Annotated in this window: 19 protein-coding genes; 4 read left to right on the forward strand and 15 right to left on the reverse strand. The window is 54.8% G+C overall.

Features of this window, described 5'->3' with window-relative positions; all coding sequences use genetic code 11:
- Positions 1 to 4 precede the first annotated feature (4 nt).
- Positions 5 to 604, forward strand: a complete 600-nt coding sequence (locus K420_RS19935) for an Arm DNA-binding domain-containing protein (protein WP_084019509.1) — start codon at positions 5 to 7, stop codon at positions 602 to 604.
- 145 nt (positions 605 to 749) lie between these two features.
- Here the strand turns inward: K420_RS19935 and istB are convergent, their stop codons facing one another.
- Together istB and istA are read right to left on the reverse strand one after the other, a co-directional pair.
- Positions 750 to 1550 (reverse strand): IS21-like element helper ATPase IstB, encoded by an 801-nt coding sequence (istB, locus tag K420_RS0100605; protein ID WP_456297580.1) that lies wholly within the window; start codon positions 1548 to 1550, stop codon positions 750 to 752.
- On the reverse strand, positions 1540 to 3036 hold the full coding sequence (gene istA, locus K420_RS0100610) for an IS21 family transposase (RefSeq protein WP_157275146.1): 1497 nt from the start codon (positions 3034 to 3036) through the stop codon (positions 1540 to 1542). The genes istB and istA overlap by 11 nt, the downstream gene beginning before the upstream one ends.
- Before the next feature lie 31 nt (positions 3037 to 3067).
- On the opposite strand from istA, the gene K420_RS0100615 reads away from it, so the two are divergent.
- Positions 3068 to 3823 (forward strand): DUF3987 domain-containing protein, encoded by a 756-nt coding sequence (locus K420_RS0100615; protein ID WP_084019510.1) that lies wholly within the window; start codon positions 3068 to 3070, stop codon positions 3821 to 3823.
- 136 nt (positions 3824 to 3959) lie between these two features.
- Here K420_RS0100615 and K420_RS0100620 read toward each other — a convergent pair whose 3' ends face one another.
- The gene (locus K420_RS0100620) at positions 3960 to 4241 is read right to left on the reverse strand and encodes a type II toxin-antitoxin system RelE family toxin (protein ID WP_027456338.1); all 282 of its coding nucleotides are present in this window, start codon (positions 4239 to 4241) and stop codon (positions 3960 to 3962) included.
- A complete protein-coding gene (locus K420_RS0100625; RefSeq protein WP_027456339.1) occupies positions 4231 to 4479 on the reverse strand; it encodes a type II toxin-antitoxin system Phd/YefM family antitoxin in 249 nt (82 codons plus the stop codon). The genes K420_RS0100620 and K420_RS0100625 overlap by 11 nt, the downstream gene beginning before the upstream one ends.
- 349 nt (positions 4480 to 4828) lie before the next feature.
- Here K420_RS0100625 and K420_RS19500 point away from each other — a divergent pair, with 349 nt between their 5' ends.
- Together K420_RS19500 and K420_RS0100635 are read left to right on the forward strand one after the other, a co-directional pair.
- A complete protein-coding gene (locus tag K420_RS19500) occupies positions 4829 to 6010 on the forward strand; it encodes a YagK/YfjJ domain-containing protein (RefSeq protein ID WP_157274955.1) in 1182 nt (393 codons plus the stop codon).
- Positions 6011 to 6042: 32 nt separating this feature from the next.
- Positions 6043 to 6618: a hypothetical protein gene (locus K420_RS0100635; protein WP_157274956.1), complete on the forward strand. Its 576-nt coding sequence runs from the start codon at positions 6043 to 6045 to the stop codon at positions 6616 to 6618.
- A gap of 58 nt (positions 6619 to 6676) precedes the next feature.
- Here the strand turns inward: K420_RS0100635 and K420_RS0100640 are convergent.
- From K420_RS0100640 to K420_RS0100695, 11 genes are all read right to left on the reverse strand, one after another.
- Positions 6677 to 7764, reverse strand: a protein-coding gene (locus tag K420_RS0100640) for an IS3 family transposase (protein WP_198293780.1) whose coding sequence is annotated in 2 segments (ribosomal slippage) — positions 6677 to 7512 and positions 7512 to 7764 — 1089 coding nt in all. Because the reading frame shifts where the segments join, the coding sequence is not laid out codon by codon here.
- A 243-nt stretch (positions 7765 to 8007) separates the two neighbouring features.
- Positions 8008 to 8637: a flagellar basal body rod protein FlgB gene (gene flgB / locus K420_RS19940; protein ID WP_084019511.1), complete on the reverse strand. Its 630-nt coding sequence runs from the start codon at positions 8635 to 8637 to the stop codon at positions 8008 to 8010.
- A gap of 136 nt (positions 8638 to 8773) precedes the next feature.
- The gene (locus K420_RS0100655) at positions 8774 to 9187 is read right to left on the reverse strand and encodes a hypothetical protein (protein ID WP_027456345.1); all 414 of its coding nucleotides are present in this window, start codon (positions 9185 to 9187) and stop codon (positions 8774 to 8776) included.
- Between the two features lie 28 nt (positions 9188 to 9215).
- Positions 9216 to 10160, reverse strand: coding sequence for a cation diffusion facilitator family transporter (locus tag K420_RS0100660; protein ID WP_027456346.1), 945 nt, complete (start codon positions 10158 to 10160; stop codon positions 9216 to 9218).
- Complete coding sequence (locus K420_RS0100665; protein WP_027456347.1) at positions 10157 to 10375, reverse strand: hypothetical protein; 219 nt, start codon at positions 10373 to 10375, stop codon at positions 10157 to 10159. The genes K420_RS0100660 and K420_RS0100665 overlap by 4 nt, the downstream gene beginning before the upstream one ends.
- Before the next feature lie 18 nt (positions 10376 to 10393).
- Positions 10394 to 10699: a zinc ribbon domain-containing protein gene (locus tag K420_RS21145; RefSeq protein ID WP_027456348.1), complete on the reverse strand. Its 306-nt coding sequence runs from the start codon at positions 10697 to 10699 to the stop codon at positions 10394 to 10396.
- Between the two features lie 87 nt (positions 10700 to 10786).
- A complete protein-coding gene (locus tag K420_RS0100675; protein WP_027456349.1) occupies positions 10787 to 13972 on the reverse strand; it encodes a CusA/CzcA family heavy metal efflux RND transporter in 3186 nt (1061 codons plus the stop codon).
- 16 nt (positions 13973 to 13988) lie between these two features.
- Positions 13989 to 15587, reverse strand: coding sequence for an efflux RND transporter periplasmic adaptor subunit (locus tag K420_RS0100680; protein ID WP_027456350.1), 1599 nt, complete (start codon positions 15585 to 15587; stop codon positions 13989 to 13991).
- Between the two features lie 15 nt (positions 15588 to 15602).
- Positions 15603 to 16925, reverse strand: coding sequence for a TolC family protein (locus K420_RS17750; protein WP_084019512.1), 1323 nt, complete (start codon positions 16923 to 16925; stop codon positions 15603 to 15605).
- A 124-nt stretch (positions 16926 to 17049) separates the two neighbouring features.
- Positions 17050 to 17394 (reverse strand): cation efflux protein, CzcI family, encoded by a 345-nt coding sequence (czcI, locus tag K420_RS0100690; protein WP_027456351.1) that lies wholly within the window; start codon positions 17392 to 17394, stop codon positions 17050 to 17052.
- A gap of 137 nt (positions 17395 to 17531) precedes the next feature.
- Positions 17532 to 17909, reverse strand: a complete 378-nt coding sequence (locus tag K420_RS0100695) for a hypothetical protein (RefSeq protein ID WP_027456352.1) — start codon at positions 17907 to 17909, stop codon at positions 17532 to 17534.
- Positions 17910 to 18051: the final 142 nt, after the last annotated feature.

The following is an 18051-nucleotide window of genomic DNA, read 5'->3' on the forward strand; positions in this document are numbered from 1 at the left end:
CGTCATGGCTCGCAATACAGAACGACTGCATCTAACGCTTGAACGCATCCGCAAACTGCAACCGCCATCTGGAAACCAAGCGACCTACGCCTTTGACGACGACCCGAAGCAGCTTTGCGTTCGCATCACTCCTGCCGGAGCAAAGTCGTTCGTCTATGCCGGAAAACTGAACGGCACACCACTCCGCATCACCATCGGATCAACTAATGTATGGAACTTGGACGATGCACGCGAAGCTGCACGCCGACTGCAAACGCAGATCGACAAGGGAATCGACCCAAGAGAAGTTGAGCGAGAGAAGACAGCAGCCAAAGCCGCCGCAATTGCTGCCAAAGAAGCAGAGCGAGCTGCAGCAGAGGATAAAAAGCAATACACCCTAGAATCCCTTTGCAATGCTTACTGCGATCACCTCAAAACTAGAGGTAAGGCAGACAGCGCACGACAAGCCGGTTCAATCCTGAAGGTGCATGTATTCGAGGCGTTCCCTGACATCGCCTCCCTTCCTGCCTCCGAGATCGATTCAGACCACGCGGCCACCTTGATTCGGAAAGTTATAGAGCAAGGTGTCGGCGCGCGTTTAAATTTGACCACCTGTGCGCGTTGAATTTTGACCAGGTGTGATAGCCGCCTGACATAGGTTGGCTTGTGGATAAGTGTAGCTCAGAACAACTGATTTCCGAGCCACGACGAATGCGTTGGGGAAGCCGTGGAGGACGAAGTCCGGAACGGATTTCCCAACGCGGCCCCGATCAGAACGGATCTGCTTCGGGTGGATTTCCCCGCTTGCTCTGCTCCCGTGCCTTGATCCTCGACTTGGCAGTGGCCGTGCTGTGCCGGAAGCGAAACGACTCGTTGCCCGTTTCCACGATATGGCAGTGATGCGTCAGCCGGTCGAGCAAGGCGGTGGTCATCTTGGCATCACCGAAGACGCTCGGCCATTCAGCGAAGGTCAGATTGGTCGTGATCATCACACTGGTGTGCTCGTAGAGCTTTGAGAGCAAGTGGAACAGCAAGGCGCCACCGGCCTGGCTGAACGGCAGGTAGCCCAACTCATCGAGAATGACCAGGTCCATACGCAGCAGCCCCAAGGCAATCCGCCCGGCTTTGCCGGCAGCCTTCTCCTGTTCCAGCGCATTGACCAGATCGACTGTCGAGAAGAAACGCACCCGTTTGCTGTGATGGGTGATGCCCGAGACACCCAGCGCCGTGGCCAGGTGCGTCTTGCCGGTGCCCGTACCGCCAATGAACACGACGTTCTGGGCTTCCTCGGCAAAGGAGAGGTCGGCCAGTTGCCGGATCAGCTTCTGATCCACTTTCGATTGCTCGAAGTCGAATCCGGCCAGATCACGATGTACCGGGAAGCGGGCCGCATGCATCTGATAGCCAATCGAACGCATCACGCGATCCGTATGCTCGGCTTGCAGTAGATGCTCGATCAGCCAGCGGGAGGCTTCGACACGGCTGCCACCGTTGGCTGTCAGTTCCTCCCACGCACCGGCCATGCCGTGCAGACGCAGTTCCTTGAACTCGCTCATCAGCTCACGCATGATCAGTCACCTCGGTACGCAAGCGGTCATAGCGGCCAGTATCGGCAATCGGCACTTCGCTGAGGGTGAGTGGCGTTTCCACCGGTGGCGGCATGGGACCCGACTTCAGGCGGTTGAGCATGTTCTCGATGTGCTCGGCACTGGGTAGGCCGGACTCCAGCACCAGATCGACGGCGACCAGCACCGCTTCCAGGTCAAACTGCGCAATCGCTGACAGCACTTTGGCCATCACCCGATCCCCACCTTCCCGGCGCAGGAGCAAGTTGCGTAATCGTTGCAACGGTTCCGGCATGTCGGCAAACGGCGCACCGTTTCTCAAGGCACCGGGCTTTCGTTCAATCAGCGGAATGTAGTGCTGCCAGTCGTAGAGGGTTTGCTGGCGACTGAAGTTGCGGGGATGACTGGCCACCCGAGTATCGTGCGCCACAATGTCGATCCGCTCTGGATAAAGACGCAGGCTGACGGCCTGGCCCACGAGTTCGCAAGGGACCGAGTAGCGGTTGCGATCCAGTGTCACCAGACAAGTGCTCGATACCTTGCCCAATGTTTCGACATAGCCATCGAACGGCGCCACCATCGGCATCAGGCTGGGTTGCTCGTGTTCGAGCATCTCGGCCACCGTCAGATCGGCGTACTCGGGATGACGCAATTCCTGCCACAGCCCCCGGCAGCGCTCGAGCAGCCAAACGTTCAGTTCGGTGAACGAACTGAACCGTTCCTTACCGGCATCCTGCCAGAGCCGCAGCCGACTATCCTGGACGTTCTTCTCGACAACGCCTTTCTCCCAGCCGCTGGCGACATTGCAGAAATCCGGATCAAACAGGTAGTGGGAGGCCATCGCCGAGAAGCGCGAATTGACGATGCGGGATTTGCCTTTCTGCACCTTATCGACGGCCGTCTTCATGTTGTCGTAGATGCCGCGTCGGGGAATGCCGCCCAAGGCAGCAAACGAGCGGGTGTGGGCATCAAACAGCATTTCGTGACCTTGCGTCGGGTAGGCTTGAACGACAAAGGCCCGACTGGCGCAGAGTTTCAGATGTGAGGCAAGTATCTTCCGCCAGACGCCGCCAATGACCAGATGCTCTTCGCTCCAGTCGAACTGGAAGGCTTCGCCCAACTCGAAGTGGAGCGGAACGAAGGCTTTACTGACGGCTGCACCGCCATCGGCCCGCCAGCGCCGGATGAACTCGGTGACCCGGCAGTAGGTGCCGGTGAATCCGGCAGCCTGCAATTCGCCAAAGAGTTTCAGCGCGGTACGCCGATCCCGTTTCGGGCGCCGGGCATCCGCCTCCAGTGCCTTGATCAGGCGCGCCGCATACGGGGCAATCTTGACGTTCGGGTTCTGCCGTTCGTACCTCGGCTCCGTCCCTTCCGGTGTCCGTAACCAACGTTTGACGGTGTTCCGGCTATACCCCGTCTTCCGCGAAATCTCGGACAGCGACAGGCCATCCCGATAAAACAACCGCCGAATCCTTCCCAGATCCTTCATGGTGATCATCTCCTAAAATCCTGCTCAAAAAATGAGCGGACGAGTTAATCACCCTGGTCAATTTTCAGCGCGCACAACCTCGCTTTTCTGGTCAGTTTTCAACGAGCGTCAACAGGCATTCCCCCTCTCCACCCAAGGCACTCGTTTCATTCACCAGAGTAATTTGTCATGGTCAAGCACTGAGAAATTCAAGCGTCGTATCGAAGAAATCTTGGAGCAGACCGAAACCCACTGTAGGAGCGAAGGAGAATCTGGGCTGGTTCTTCAGTTTACGCCCGAAGCACGAGCTCGTTGGATTCAAGCCTATAACAATATCGAATTCGAACTAACCCCTGGCGGTTTCCTGTTCGACATTCGAGATTTCGGCTCGAAGGCTGCTGACAATATGGCTCGTATTGCCGCACTCTTTCATTTTTTCAGCAAACAAGAGGGCGACATCTCGGTTGAAACCGTAGAGCGTGCATCTGAGGTGATGAAATGGTACACCTACGAGTTCAAACGTCTTTTCGCAGCGCCGCCCCCGATCCCCCAAAATCAAGCTGATGCCGCTCTGCTGGAGGCATGGTTGCGCAGCTTCTCACATACGCACAAAACCCTGGCTTTCCCAAAGAACGTGGCTCTTCAATCCGGCCCCAATCCGCTTCGCAACAAGAGTCGCCTTAACGCCGCCCTTCAAGTACTCATTTGGCGTTGCGTAGCCCAACTTCAAAAGCAAGGAAAAACGCTGTTCATCGTTTTGAATCCCCACTATTTCCTTGGGCAAGGCGGCAACGGCCAGACTCTTTGACCTAGGGTCATGAACCCAGCCAATGCTGATTTTCAGCATCGAACCATCTGCTAAACCCGATACTTCCGCTACTCGTAGCGGAAATATCGGAAATCGCTTCATATCTTTCCAAGGATCGCCCCGTATTCAAGGGGAGTCAACGCCCCTCAGCGGCCTTGTAGACTGCATTTTTGTCGCGCTTGCCTACGGCGACGACCAGCACGACCAATCGACCATCCTGGACTTCGTAGACGAGCCGGTAGCCGATACTGCGCAGCTTGATTTTGTAGCGATCAGGGTGCCCCGACAACTTGGCGGAGGGTACCCGTGGCTCAACTAAGCGCTCAGCCAGCTTTTTCTTGAACTGAGCCTTGATCGAGCCATCCAGACGCTGCCATTCGGACAAAGCCTCTTCAAGAAACTCAAGCTCATAGCTCATCGATTTTGACCTTCACTCGCTTCTGGCCTGCACGAGCATCCGCAATAGCATTCAATTCCAAATCCTCCAGGCGATCCATCATGCTCTCGAATGCACGAGCCGGAATGCAATAAAAGGCTGGCTCGTTCCTGTTCAGGATCGCCACAGGGAATCCTTCTCCCGCTGCAACCGTACCCATGGGGTTGCGTTTTAGCTCGGAAATGCTTGCTGCCGTTTCAGACAATATTTGGTGGGCCATAACTGCCTCCTGTTCCAGTTCGCACCAATGTTAGCACTTTTATAGGCACCATTCAGAGTGCTTTGAATAGCATCACTAAGAAGTGGTTCCACGCAACATGATCCCTCCATGCGCTCTCGATATTTTTTTACCGCAAACACCGATAACTATGAGGTGTGGCCGGACATAAAAACCATCGGCACAACGGGAAGAGCGATCTTGACTATCGATTGCTTCCCGCTTGTTTCGATCACCTCGTATTTAGGCGCGCGTTTCCTATTAGATTAATTAATCAATACTTATTTATATATTTACCATGACAATTAACAATCAACCTATCCCTACTCCTACCGATCCGATCAATCCCATCATGAGTGCTATCGACACTCATAACATGGAGTCATTACCAACTGTAACCAAGCAGCCTTCCGTATCTGCCTATCAATCATTCCGTGAACCTCTCTGGGATATTCATGAGTTTGTTCGTCTGGTACTGGGCAAGGAATCTCCTGGCTTTCAAATCTTCGTGAAGAAGAACGGAGACAAACGTATTGAACCGTTATCCCTGGGTAAGCGGTTCTATCGCCTGATGAACAACTTCATGGCTCGCATCCCTGAAGGTAGTGATCCTGCAGGGTTTGTCGGTCTGTTCCGTGATTGCTGCATCGAGTTGAAGCTGTACTACAACCCGTTTGGCAAACCTGGTGACTATCATCGTCTTGGTAGTGATGGGAAGGACATGAATGGTGCTGAACTGTTCAATGCCTTCCTGGAACTGATCCGTAAGCGTGCTCGCACTGATAAGCGTTGCAAGAACTATCTGAACTTTGCAGAAGACTACGATCTCGATGAACTGAAGAGCGTAGTGAGGTACTTCGATGATCTATTCCAGGACAATCCGAAGATACTGGTGGTGCGTGTCGATCTCGGCTATCAGGCCGATGAGGCAGACAAGATCAGCTTTGAACGGGCCCATGGTGACATTCAGCGTTTCATCAATTACCGACAGTGGCAGGCATGCTTTAAGCACAGCATCGGCTACGTGATCGGACGTGAACGAGGTACTAGCTCCACTACAGACAACGGTGGCAACGGACGAGGCTATCACTTCCACTGTTTCATTCTGTTTGATGGGCAGAAGGTGAAGAATGACGTCGAACTGGCTAAACAAATCATCGATTACTGGAAGAACCGAATCGTCAATTCGTCGCGTACTCCGGCAGATGAGCAGACCAAGATTTGGTACTTCAACTGTAACCACAAGGCACGAACTGCAGGATATCGGTATGACGGCATCGGCATGGTGCAGCACTCGGATGAGTTGAAGCGCTGGCACTTGATTTCTGCGTTGATCTACCTGACGAAGCATTCTCAGGCCTTGGGTGATGACGTACCACCAGGAACAAGGGCACTGACGAAGGGGCAATACAAGCCCCGTGCATTGGAAACGCGGGGACGTCCTCGGCAACTCATGATTCAGGGAGAAAAAGTCTCGGTTCGAAGAGGTGGGCATCCGTCTGGTGATTTTTTACAGCCAGGCCCCATGCTTTGAAGAACACACCACCTTTGACTTTGGAGAGTGACATGAATACACCTTTTTCCCCGATCGCCAATCGCCACAACCCGAAAGCTGCCTACAGCATGATCTATCAATGGGTGTTGCGCTTTGGTTCGCCAACGATTCTTTCATCAAGTTGCGAAAACCCAATCCTGATGAACTATCAACGCCTGGCGCAGAGCAATTGCTGGGTAACGATTAGCTACAACCGATCATTTGACTCGTTCTTTCTGAGCGCATCAAACGGGATTGCGACTCCAGCCGCCAAACTGTCGGAGATCAAGCAATTCTTGGATGCTGCAATGGTTCGCTGCCTGCCGCAACTGGAGTTGGATCCTTCTGACAACGCAGTTTGGACGATGTTACAAATCGAGCTGACAGATACTGAATTGCAGGAATCAGAGATCGAGACAACGTTCAATCGTATTTGCAAGGCAATTGACGATAGCGCAGTGCCGATTCTCTCGATGATTTATGGAGGGCTTTCGGTAGAAGATGCAATCGCTGCTTACGAGAAGGCGCAGGCTGTTTCGCTGGCAAATTGGCGTGCAGCGATTGCGCCATGGACAAGTCGGAGCATAGAACAGGTGATTTACCGCTAATGCTGAGGGGTAAGACAGGGGGTAATCCCCCCAGAATTAGGGGCGATCAGAAGTAGAGCTACGCGGCCATGGCCAGCCGCTGTTTTGGCGTGATGCCGCCCAAGGCCATGTTTGGGCGGTCGTGATTGTAGTCGTACATCCACTGGGTGGCGAAGAGCTGGACTTCATCGAGGTCTGCCCAGCAATATTGCGATAGCCACTCGTAGCGCACTGTCCGGTTGAAGCGCTCGACGTAGGCGTTCTGCTGGGGCTTGCCCGGCTGGATGTAATCCATCTTGATCTGCCGCTTTTCTGCCCAGTTTTGCACCAGGCCGCTGATGTTCTCCGGGCCATTGTCACATCGAATGGCGGCTGGTTTCCCCCGCCATTCGATGATCTGCTCCAGGGCACGGATCACCCTCTCGGCCGGCAGCGAGAAATCGATCTCGATGCCCAGGGCTTCCCGGTTGAAGTCATCGATCACATTGAACAACCGGAAACAGCGCCCGTCTTCGAGCTGGTCATGCATGAAATCCATAGACCACACCTGGTTGATGGCAGTCGGCACGGCCAGCGGTTCCGGTTTCTCCCGCACCAGCCGTTTCCTGGGCTTGATCCGCAGATTCAATTCCAACTCCCGGTAAATCCGATACACCCGCTTGTGATTCCAACCAAAGCCCTTCACGTTGCGCAGGTACAGGAAGCACAGCCCAAATCCCCAGTTGCGGTGGTTGTCGGTTAGCCGCATCAGCCAGTCGGCGATTTCCTCATTCTCGGCATTCTTCTTGGCCGAATACCGATAGCAGGTCTCGCTCACCTGGAAAATGTCGCAGGCCAAGCGGATCGAAATTCGCTTTCCGGCCACCACTTCCTTGGCCATCTCACGCCGGCGAGATGGCCGACCTACTTTTTTCCCAGGTACTCCTTCAGAATATCCGCCTTCAGGCGCTCCTCGGCGTACATCTTTTTGAGCCGCGCATTCTCGGCTTCCAACTCCTTCATCCGGGCCATCATGGACACGTCCAGGCCGCCGTATTTCGCCCGCCATTTGTAGAACGTCGCCGAGCTGATTCCCAACTCCCGGCACAACTCCGGCACCGATAGCCCACCCTCGACCCGCTTCAACGCCTCGATGATCTGGCTGTCCGAAAACTTCGACTTCTTCATGCAGAACTCTCCCTTTACGAGAAAATTCTACCTCTGACCGCCTTTATTGGCCGGGGGGATTACCAGGGGACAGTAAGCGCCGGAGCGGAACAACCATGTAAGGATGGTACGAAATGGAAGATTTTCTTCCTGACAATTTCTGCCCAAAGGCTTTCAAAAACGTGACTCAGGGGTTCGTCGTTCCGTTAGGTAATGCCCCGGGGTTGAAAAATGAAACGAGACCGACACACAAAAGCCCCCCTGTTATTTCAGTGATTGAAATAGCTCTTTCATGTGCTTGAACTCACCACCAACCCGGTCAAGGGAGAATTGATACATCAATGAGTTCTCTGCGAATTTCTGGCGCTCAACATCCATTTCAACGGTATTTCCGTCAGCCGCAGCCTGAGAAGGAACGTGATATTTCAGGCTTACGGGTGGCGACTGCCAAGAAGAATTGCCCTTCGAATGTCCCGGCGAGGAGGCGTTCAATTGAAGAGGAGGAGATTGCTCGCCACCAGCGGCCTCAGCAATATCAATATCCATCGCTTTGTAGCCAGGGGTGTCAGCGTTGGCGATATTAGACGCAAGAATTTGCTGCCTATAGGCCCTTATTCCGAGCATTTTTTGTTGGAAATCCTCGTTTTTCTTGCCTAAGCCGTTCTCGTTCGCTGGTAAGTGAGATGAATGGGTTGTGCCAAGAGTCAATTTCCCGGCGGGGTCGAGATTGTCGCTTAAGGCAACATTGGCAGCCGCCGAACGTGCGACGGCGTTTTCAAGGATGCTTGAAAATGTTGCCGAGCTTTGAGTTTCACCTGCGTCGGAGATGCGAGGCGCTGCATTTCCAATAAATCCCCCCGGCCTTACCGGGAACAAAGCTGAAATCTCAGACATAGAAACTCGTTGGATGAAATGCGGCCGTGGGAGCTATTGGCTGTGTCCGATTTCCTAAGGGGTACCGCCCACGCATTGCGCTGCCCCTTTGCCTGGGCTGTCAGTGAACAAATGGACGGTAAGGTGAGCATCTCGCCTAATTCAAGACGAAACGTACACTCTGGCCAGGCTTGTCGCCGAGTTTGACTATGGCGACAGCCTTTGTGCCGGCTTGGATCTTGAAGGCTCCTTGGGCACGCAACTGGTTACTTCCTGCTGGCAGCAATTTGGCTTCGGTCTTGTCTGATGCAGACAGCAGCGTTATGGTAGCTGACGCATTCCGGGTATCGACAGGCTGGTCGTGATCGGTCACGTAGAGCGTGAGGGAGTCAGCCTTCGCCACCAACTCGTAGCTGATGTCCTTGATGACCGATACGACGCCACCATGCTGTGGCTTTGCGTCATGGGCGTGGGACTGGCCCGGTTTCTCGGTATGGGCATGGCCCTTATGGTCGTCCGCAGCGGATGCCAGATTGACGAAGCAAGCAAAGAGTACCGTGGAAGGTTTCATGGGAGCTCCATGTCAGTTGATAAATCGGTTAATGAAAATTTGGGTTATCGTCGTGCTCGGATGTGCTGCCGACGTAGGTGCAACCTTCCGGTTGGTGCGCACAGGGTTTTGTTTCGCACTGCAGCGTCGTGTGGACCACCTTGAAGCGGTTAGCTAACACCGTCTGCAAGGCGGGCATCAAAGTTTTCTCGGGGGAGTAGGTCTGGTCGTAAACCACATGCGCGGTCAGGCTGGTCTTGCCGGTCGTCAGCGCCCAGAGATGCAGGTCATGGATGCCGAGTACGCCTGGCACAGCCAGCATGGCCTGCTCCACCTCTCCTAAATCGATGCCCTCGGGCACACCTTCGAGCAGGATGTTCAGACTGTCCTTCAGTAGGATCCAGGTGCGTGGCAAAACCCAGAGGCCAATGGCTACAGCCACAAGTGGATCTACCCAGGACCAGCCGGTTAGCTGAATCACCACCGCGCCCACGATCACGCCGACCGACCCCAGAAGGTCACTCCACACTTCGAGATAGGCTCCCTTTACGTTGAGGCTATTTGACTGTCCCCCGCTCAGCAGGCGGATGCTGATCAGATTGACGATGAGGCCAATACTGGCGACGACGAGCATCCCAACCGAATGGATTTCGGGCGGAGAGGTGAATCGCCGGTATGCCTCAACCAGGATGTAGAGCGCCACGGCAAACAGCAGCATGGCATTGAAGGCTGCCGCCAGAATCTCAAAGCGGTGATAGCCATAGGTTCGGCGACGATCGGCCGGGCGACGGGCAACACGAATGGCCGCCAATGCGATAGCGAGCGCGGCAGTATCGGTCAGCATGTGAGCGGCATCCGAGATGAGGGCCAAACTGCCAGTCAATACGCCGCCAATAACTTCGGCAATTAGAAAACAGCCGGTCAGCGCCAGGGCAAAGCGCAGGGCGCGCTCATTCTCAGTGCTCGGGATGCCGTGTGTGTGGCTTGTACTCATGGGACCCGCCCTTTATCGTTGTGGTGGCAGCGCTTCAATTTTTGTTTCATCGCCTGGAGACGGAACTGAAGGTTTTTTGAATACTTTGGTGTCTTTTGGCGCCGCTCTTCCCGCCAGCAAAACCATCCGTAAAGCACCAGAAAAGTCAGCATCATCCCCAGGCCGAGCATGAGAAGCTGGAATTCAAGGTGGCTGTGGATCAAATGCTTAAACATGAGGAGACGGCACCAAGCTCAGGACTGCTGCGCCTTGCCGCAATTCGGGCAAAACTTAGTGCCCGGGGCGAGGTTCGCATTGCAGTCCGCACAATTGCCGGGCACCAAGGCTGTGCCGCATTGGGCGCAGTAGCGTCCCCCAGGGTTGGTCGCGAAGCCGCACTTCGGGCATGAGGGGCCACCAGCAGCGCTATTGGTTGGCGGCGCTGAATTTGAGGGGTAACTATTCCCCCAGCCATGATGTCCGCTATTCCGTTCGCGGCCATGATGATCTCCGCCATGCGAACCGGCGACTCCTCGCAAGAGTTTTTCAAAAAATCCCATAACAGCCTCCGTAGTTGAGTGGAAGAATGGGTGACCGACGGTTTATGCCGAATCTGGCACGAAGCCCCCGGTCACGAACGGTAAACGCTAGGCCTCAGATGACTCGTCTATCGATTTCGTGAAGTCCTCTTCGTCGGCATCTTTGCCGTGAGCAAGGCGATATAGAAGCGGCAACACGAGAAGCGTCAGCGCTGTCGACGACAGGATTCCACCAATCACCACGGTGGCCAGCGGGCGTTGGACTTCCGCACCGGTACCTGTTGCAATCGCCATGGGGACAAAACCAAGCGAGGCAACCAATGCCGTCATCAGCACAGGACGCAATCGAGTCAGCGCCCCTTCGTGAATGGCATCATCCAAAGAGCGCCCCTCTTCACGTAAATTACGGATGAAGGAAATCATCACCAAGCCGTTCAGTACCGCCACACCGGACAAGGCGATAAAACCGATGCCCGCCGAGATCGAGAGCGGAATGTCCCTTAGCCAGAGTGCGACAATGCCGCCTGTCAGCGCAAACGGAATGCCGGTAAACACCAGCAGCCCATCTTTCACGTTCCCGAACATCGCGAACAGCAGCGTGAATACCAACAGCAAGGCCACGGGCACCACAATTTTGAGACGTTTCGAGGCAGACTCCAGTTGTTCAAAAGTTCCACCCCAGGCCGTCCAGTAGCCGCTCGGAATCTTGACCTCGGCTAGACGGCTCTGAGCCTCGCCAACAAAGGAGCCGATATCTCGTCCCCGAACATTGGCACTAACAACAACGCGACGCTTGCCGTTTTCCCGGCTAACTTGGTTCGGACCCGGTGCGAGCTCAAGACTGGCGACTTCCCCCAATGGGATGTAGGTCGTGCGTACATCCCCTCCGTTGGCAGCAGAAGCCCCCTTCGGCAAAGCAATCGGCAAACGCTTTAGCGATTCGAGATCCGAACGCAGGCTATCCGGCAAACGTACGACAATATCGAAGCGTCGGTCACCTTCAAACATGGTTCCAGCCTCTCGACCACCAATCGCTGTCGAGATCGCATCCTGGACATCACCAATATTGAGTCCGTAGCGCGCCGTTTTCTCCCGGTCAATATTCACGGTCAGCATAGGCAAGCCCGTCGTCTGCTCGATCTTGACCTCGGAAGCGCCTGGGATTTTCTCCAATACAGCGGAAATCTTGCTGGCCGTATCGTTCATAACATCCATGTCATCACCGAATATTTTGATGGCAACATCGCTGCGTACACCGGAGATCAACTCATTGAAACGCAATTGGATCGGTTGGGAAAACTCATAGGTGTTCCCCGGCAGTTTTCCAACGGTCTTTTGGATAGCGGCCAGCAGTTCGTCCCGAGATTTCCGTGGTTCCGGCCATTCCGCTTCAGGTTTCAACATGATGTAGCCATCCGAAATATTGGGTGGCATCGGATCTGAGGCGATTTCGGCCGTCCCGGTTCTCGCGAAAATCCTGTCGATTTCCGGATACTCCGCCTTGAGCCCCTTTTCCAACTGTTGCTGCATGGCTACTGACTGCGAAAGACTGGTTCCTGGAATACGCAGTGCCTGAATCGCGAAGTCGCCTTCATTCAGGCTCGGTACGAACTCACTCCCCATGCGCGTAGCGACCAAGCCAGAGAGAAGAACCATCACCGTCGTGAAGACCAGGACTACCGGCTTGTTCGCCATGACACCAGCCAGAACGGGCTCATACCAGCGCTTGGCTGCCCGCATCAGGAAGTTTTCCTTTTCATCCACCTTTTCACCGATAAACAGTGCGACTGCTGCGGGAATAAAGGTGACGGAGAGGATCATGGCACCTACGAGCGCGGTGACCACGGTGAAAGCCATAGGGTGGAACATTTTTCCTTCGACGCCGGTGAGCGCGAAGATCGGCAGATAGACAATCATGATGATGAGCTGACCGAATAGCAGCGCTCGGCGAGCCTCTTTCGAAGCGGCAAAGACTTCGTGGAAGCGCTCGGTCCGGGTCAATGGTCGCCCGTGATGTGCCTGGGCGTGGGCCAAACGGCGAACACAGTTCTCCACAATGACGACTGCACCATCGATGATGATCCCGAAGTCAAGAGCGCCGAGGCTCATCAGGTTGGCACTAATCTGGTAGGTCACCATCCCCGAAAAGGTAAACAGCATGGAGAGCGGGATCACCATGGCGGTGATTACAGCCGCCCGCATGTTGCCGAGGAACAGGAACAGAATGACGATGACCAGGATCGCCCCTTCCAGAAGGTTCTTCTTGACGGTATTGATCGCTTTGTCCACAAGGACGGTGCGGTCATAGACTGTCACTGCCTTGATGCCTTCCGGCAGATTGCGGTTGATTTCGACCATTTTCTGGTCGACCGCTCGTGAGACGGTGCGACTGTTCTCGCCAATCAACATGAACACGGTACCCAGAACGACTTCACGCCCGTTGTCAGTGGCGGCACCAGTACGTAGCTCGCGACCGATGCCAACATCGGCCACGTCGCGGATACGGATCGGCACGCCCTGGACATTGCCCAGGATGACGTTACGAATATCCTCGATGCTACGCACTTGGCCAGGAGCACGAATCAGATACTGTTCGCCGCGCTTCTCGATATAACCGGCGCCGACGTTGCTGTTGTTGCGGTCGATGGCGATTACCACGTCCTGAAGTGTCAGGCCGTAGGAAGCCAGCTTTTCCGGGCTGGGTGCTACCTGATACTCTTTGGCAAAGCCACCAATCGAGTTGATTTCAGTCACGCCTGTCACGTTGCGCAGTTGCGGCTTGATGATCCAATCTTGTATTTCGCGCAAATCAGTCGGTGTATAGGGAGTGCCATCCGGCTTTTTGGCGCCGTCCTCTGCTTCTACCGTCCAGAGATAGATTTCACCCAGGCCAGTAGAGATGGGCCCCATTGCCGGCGCTATTCCGGCAGGGAGTTTTTCCTTGGCTTCCTGAATCCGCTGATTGACCAGTTGGCGGGCAAAATAGATATCCGTTCCATCCTTGAAAATCACCGTAACCTGCGACAAGCCGTAACGCGACAGGGAACGGGTCTGCTCCAGGTGAGGTAGGCCGGCCATGACTGTCTCGACCGGAAAGGTCACGCGCTGCTCGACTTCGAGCGGTGAATAGCCCGGCGCTGCCGTATTGATCTGTACTTGAACATTCGTGATATCGGGTACTGCGTCAATCGGCAGGCGCTGGTAGTTATAGACTCCCAAGCCGGCCATGCCGAGGACGGCCAGTAAGACCAGCCAGCGGTGTTCGATGGCGAGGCGGATGATGCGTTCAAACATGTTGTTCTCCCTCGCCTCAGTGGCTGTGCTCGGCGCTACCCTTGCCGAGTTCCGACTTCAGGACGAAGCTGCCTGACGCTGCATAAGGGGTTCCTGCTTTCATTCCACTAACCACTTCGATGAATTTGCCATCCGAACGGCCCAATGTCACCGGTTGTGCAACGAAACCGTCAGGCACCTTGATGAAAACGACGCTCTTGTCACCAAGCGTCTGGATAGCTTCGGTTAGAACGCTGACTGGAACTTCGGCTTCACTGGAAACGACTTCGATATTTACGAACAATCCAGGACGCCAAGCCATCTTCGGGTTGGCCAAAGTGACCCGCGCTTTGGCCGTGCGCGTATCCTGCCCGAGCAATGCGCCCACGTAGGAGATGCTGCCTTCGGCTTTCGAGTCGAAGGCAGTTGCCTTGACAACGACCTTTTCACCAACCCGGATGACGTTCAAATCCTTGGCAGGAACGACAATTTCCGCCCATACGGAAGACAAGTCGGAAATCGTGAAGATACTGGCATCTTCCTTGACTGCCTCGCCAAGCGCGATGTGTTTCTCAACGATCATGCCGTCGAAAGGTGCGCGGATTTCATAACGATTGAGACTGCCCGAAACCGTGGCACCGGCACCCAGCGCAATCAACTTTTGCTGGCTGTTGGCAACGGCGATTTCGGCTTCCCTTAAAGTTTGCTGGGCTTGCAGGTAGTCTTGTTCGGCAGAGATTTTTTCTTCCCAGAGCTTCTTCTCTCGCTCATAGGTCGATTTGGCGAGCGAAAAGCGTTTCTGTGCTGCCAGAAGTTCGCTGCGTTGTTCCGAAAGGCCAGTGCTGGCGATCACAGCCAGAATCTGACCGCGCTTGACCGTTTGTCCCAGATTGGCAGGAACACTCTCGACGACTCCGGCAAGACGAGGTACGACATGCGCGGTACGGTCCTCGTTAAACCGGATTTCGCCGGGAAGCTGAGCCGCTGTTTTGATTTTGGCGGGAGTGGCCCTCTGGATACCGATGGCAGCAGCTTTAACTTGCTCGTCCGTTAGCTCGATTTTTCCTTCTTCCCGGGTATCGATGAACAGGAATGGGGTGTTTCCCATTAGCACCGATATGGAAGCTTCGAACACATGCGGCTCTGCAATTCGGCTGGTACTCTTCAGATAGTCTTTCTCGGCTGAAAAAAGGACTTCCTGCTTCTCTTCACCCGGTCGCGTCAGTGTTATCGAGACTTTTGCTGCAGTTGGTGCAAGCGGCTTTCCTTCCTGGAACAACCAGACACGGAAACCTGGCTCACCACCATCTTCGGACAACAGCAATTCCAGACCAAAACCATCCTCGGTAAAAAGCTTGCCACCATGCGGCCCCGATTGGGGCTCATCCTCATGGTGCTCTGCATCTCCATGTTCTTTGGCATGCTCGTGACCATCGCCAGCTTTGCTGCCATGATGCTCGGCATCGGCATGCCCCTTGGCTTCTGCATGGCTGGCGTGTTCATGCTGTTCTCCAGCAGGTTGGGAAGTACTGCCCCCCAGTATCCAAGTGCCGGCGACAATTCCTGTCGCCAAAATCACGGCAATGGCGATCCCTTGCTTTCTGGTGAGATTGAAAGTGTTCTTGTTGAAATTCATTTTCACGACGCGCTCCTACGGACGGCTGGGTACGGCAGTTGGCATTGAATCGATGGAGCCCAGGACGCGCTCCAGTTCGGCCGCGGTCCGATGAGCATCGGACAAACTTCTCAGGTATTGGGCTCTCGCCTGAAAGAAGGTACGTTGGGCATCCAATACCTCCAGAAAACTGAATTTTCCCAGTTCAAATCCTTTGCTGGCAGCGTCATAGGCGCTGCGAGCGCCCGGCATGATTTCGCTTTGCAGGGTTTGCGCTTCAACAACCAGGGCTTTTAGACGTTCCTCGTTTTGTGTTACCTCCGTACTTAAACGAACCTCAGTAACACTGAGCTCGTCCCGTGCCTTGTCGGCTCGACGCTGCGCCTCAAGCACATTGCCCTGATTACGGTCGAAGATTGGGAAGGGAATTGAGACACCCACGATGGTTTGGTTGCGCCCAAGTTCTTCAACCTTTTTGGATCCCAGGCTGACTGTAACGTCGGGAATCCGGCGAGAACGCTCCAAGTCCGCGAGAGCAGAAACACGATCGACTTCATGGCGCGCACGAAGAAGTGCCGGAGATGCATTCAAGCGGCGGGTGATTTCTTCGGTGGAGCGGATCGGCGGCAACAAATCGGTACGCCCTTCAGCCTGTTCAAACCGTGGTGTCGAACTTCCCCAACTTGCCGCCAAACGCTTTCGGGCCGACACCAGTTCGCGTTGTGCCTGATTCAACTCCACTCGTGCTGAGGCTTCCGCCACACGGGCCTTTGTTTCCTCAACCGGCGAGATTTTGCCGGCAGTCACGCGTCGTGAAGCCGCCTGGCTGGCGCGTTGGGCCAAGCCGAGCAAGTCCTCGGCCTGTTGAATACGCTCCTGAGCAACCAGAACATCGAAGAAGGCCCCGATCACGGTTGCGCGTATGTCAAGGCGTTTGGCTGCCAAATCGGCTGCTGCTACATCACGGCCCCGCTCGGCAGATGCAATTCGAGCCGAGCGCTTGCCACCAAGCTCGATCCGTTGGCTCAGCTGGATAGTTGTGGTTCGCGTGGCCTTATTCTGCGTATCTTCAACGGAAGTCGAAATTTCCGGATTGGGCAGAATGCCAGCTTGGATTACGACCCCTTCGACAGCACGTAATTCGTTGGTGGCTGCTGATAATTCCGGATTGGACGTTAGCGCGAGATCAATCGCCGCCGAAAGGGTCAAGGTTCCAACCGGCTCCGTGACAAGCGTAGGTGCGAACGTCGTCGAAGTCAGCCGGTCTTGCGACTGGGCATTGAGATGGGTGCTGGCCAACACCGTGAATCCGAACAGGGTTCGGAGCAGCAACGTGACAGCAAAATTTCTTGGGTACATCCGATTCTCCAGTGATGAAATACACGTTGGGGAATCGGCGGGGCGCCAACTGACAAGCAGAATGGCACAGAGCGCGGCTCAGGCCGCAGCAAAAAGGTTTGGGAAAATGCCCCAGCCCCGCCGATCAGGCGGAGATGGACCAGTTGGGGCGTTCGGGCTGGTCGCCAGGCAGTGAAGTCACCAACGGAACTGTCTGAAAAAGATCAGCAACTCCCTCGAATTCGGGTAGAGAACCGCTGAAGGCGGTCAACGCGGCAATACAGCCCGCATGACAGACACCGCAATCATTGTCCACATCAGAAATAGAACCTTTGGCAAGCTTCTCGCTATCGTCTGTCTGATGCTTGTGGTCGTGGTGACCAAAGTGCTTCGCCGATCCCGTTTCATGCTGGCAATAGGTCGCTGCCACCGCCCAGGAAATCTGGAGCGGCAAAACAATCAACAGGAAAATGGATAGCCAGCGACGCATGGGATGAATGGTAACAGAACAAAAGTGTGTTCAAACAACAAGTCTGCGGAGGGTAACGTATGGAAAGGCGGGTTGCGGATGACCAGGGTTTTCCTGGTCATCGTCCGATGGGCAACACATTCGTCCTCGGGGCGGAATTAACCGCCCAGGTACAACGCCTCGCGTTGCTTCTTTTCTTCCGGCGTCATTTGCATGGATGGCGCAGGCGTGTTGTGCTGGAGTTTGTCGACGTGTTGCCATTTCCCATCGCGATAGGCATATTCGTGCGGAATCAGCACCCAGCCTTGATCACCGCCAACATAACGATACTGGCCGTCCGCACTTACCGGGTTGCGTTTGAAGTCATCGAGTTCCTGTTGCACTTGCTGGGCGGATTTGCTGCCCGAACCGTGCGCCGGGTAGAATTTTGTCGCGCCCTCCGGCGTGCTGTGCATGACCGAGTCGGCCAACACCTGACCTGACAGGAGCAAACCGGCACAAAGAACGGGGATGGAAAGGGCTTGTTTGACGTTCATGATGGAACTCCTTCATTGATGTTTCGTTCATCGGGTTTGATGTATGCCGAACAACTGAACGGCATGGATGAACTATAAAGAAACAGCACTGACAGAACGCCAACAGGAAGTTTACAAAATTGACATCTTTCGATTTGGAAAG

It is taken from the genome of Dechloromonas agitata is5 (assembly GCF_000519045.1).
Taxonomy (GTDB): Bacteria; Pseudomonadota; Gammaproteobacteria; order Burkholderiales; family Rhodocyclaceae; genus Azonexus; species Azonexus agitatus.

Bases quoted from the DNA above. Each gene is read 5' to 3' on its own strand.
- K420_RS19935 (WP_084019509.1), top strand. From the start codon at position 5: ATGGCTCGCAATACAGAACGACTGCATCTAACGCTTGAACGCATCCGC.
- istA (WP_157275146.1), bottom strand. From the start codon at position 3,036: ATGAAGGATCTGGGAAGGATTCGGCGGTTGTTTTATCGGGATGGCCTG.
- K420_RS0100615 (WP_084019510.1), top strand. From the start codon at position 3,068: ATGAGCGGACGAGTTAATCACCCTGGTCAATTTTCAGCGCGCACAACC.
- K420_RS0100620 (WP_027456338.1), bottom strand. From the start codon at position 4,241: ATGAGCTATGAGCTTGAGTTTCTTGAAGAGGCTTTGTCCGAATGGCAG.
- K420_RS0100625 (WP_027456339.1), bottom strand. From the start codon at position 4,479: ATGGCCCACCAAATATTGTCTGAAACGGCAGCAAGCATTTCCGAGCTA.
- K420_RS19500 (WP_157274955.1), top strand. From the start codon at position 4,829: ATGAGTGCTATCGACACTCATAACATGGAGTCATTACCAACTGTAACC.
- K420_RS0100635 (WP_157274956.1), top strand. From the start codon at position 6,043: ATGAATACACCTTTTTCCCCGATCGCCAATCGCCACAACCCGAAAGCT.
- flgB (WP_084019511.1), bottom strand. From the start codon at position 8,637: ATGTCTGAGATTTCAGCTTTGTTCCCGGTAAGGCCGGGGGGATTTATT.
- K420_RS0100655 (WP_027456345.1), bottom strand. From the start codon at position 9,187: ATGAAACCTTCCACGGTACTCTTTGCTTGCTTCGTCAATCTGGCATCC.
- K420_RS0100660 (WP_027456346.1), bottom strand. From the start codon at position 10,160: ATGAGTACAAGCCACACACACGGCATCCCGAGCACTGAGAATGAGCGC.
- K420_RS0100665 (WP_027456347.1), bottom strand. From the start codon at position 10,375: ATGTTTAAGCATTTGATCCACAGCCACCTTGAATTCCAGCTTCTCATG.
- K420_RS21145 (WP_027456348.1), bottom strand. From the start codon at position 10,699: ATGGGATTTTTTGAAAAACTCTTGCGAGGAGTCGCCGGTTCGCATGGC.
- K420_RS0100675 (WP_027456349.1), bottom strand. From the start codon at position 13,972: ATGTTTGAACGCATCATCCGCCTCGCCATCGAACACCGCTGGCTGGTC.
- K420_RS0100680 (WP_027456350.1), bottom strand. From the start codon at position 15,587: ATGAATTTCAACAAGAACACTTTCAATCTCACCAGAAAGCAAGGGATC.
- K420_RS17750 (WP_084019512.1), bottom strand. From the start codon at position 16,925: ATGTACCCAAGAAATTTTGCTGTCACGTTGCTGCTCCGAACCCTGTTC.
- czcI (WP_027456351.1), bottom strand. From the start codon at position 17,394: ATGCGTCGCTGGCTATCCATTTTCCTGTTGATTGTTTTGCCGCTCCAG.
- K420_RS0100695 (WP_027456352.1), bottom strand. From the start codon at position 17,909: ATGAACGTCAAACAAGCCCTTTCCATCCCCGTTCTTTGTGCCGGTTTG.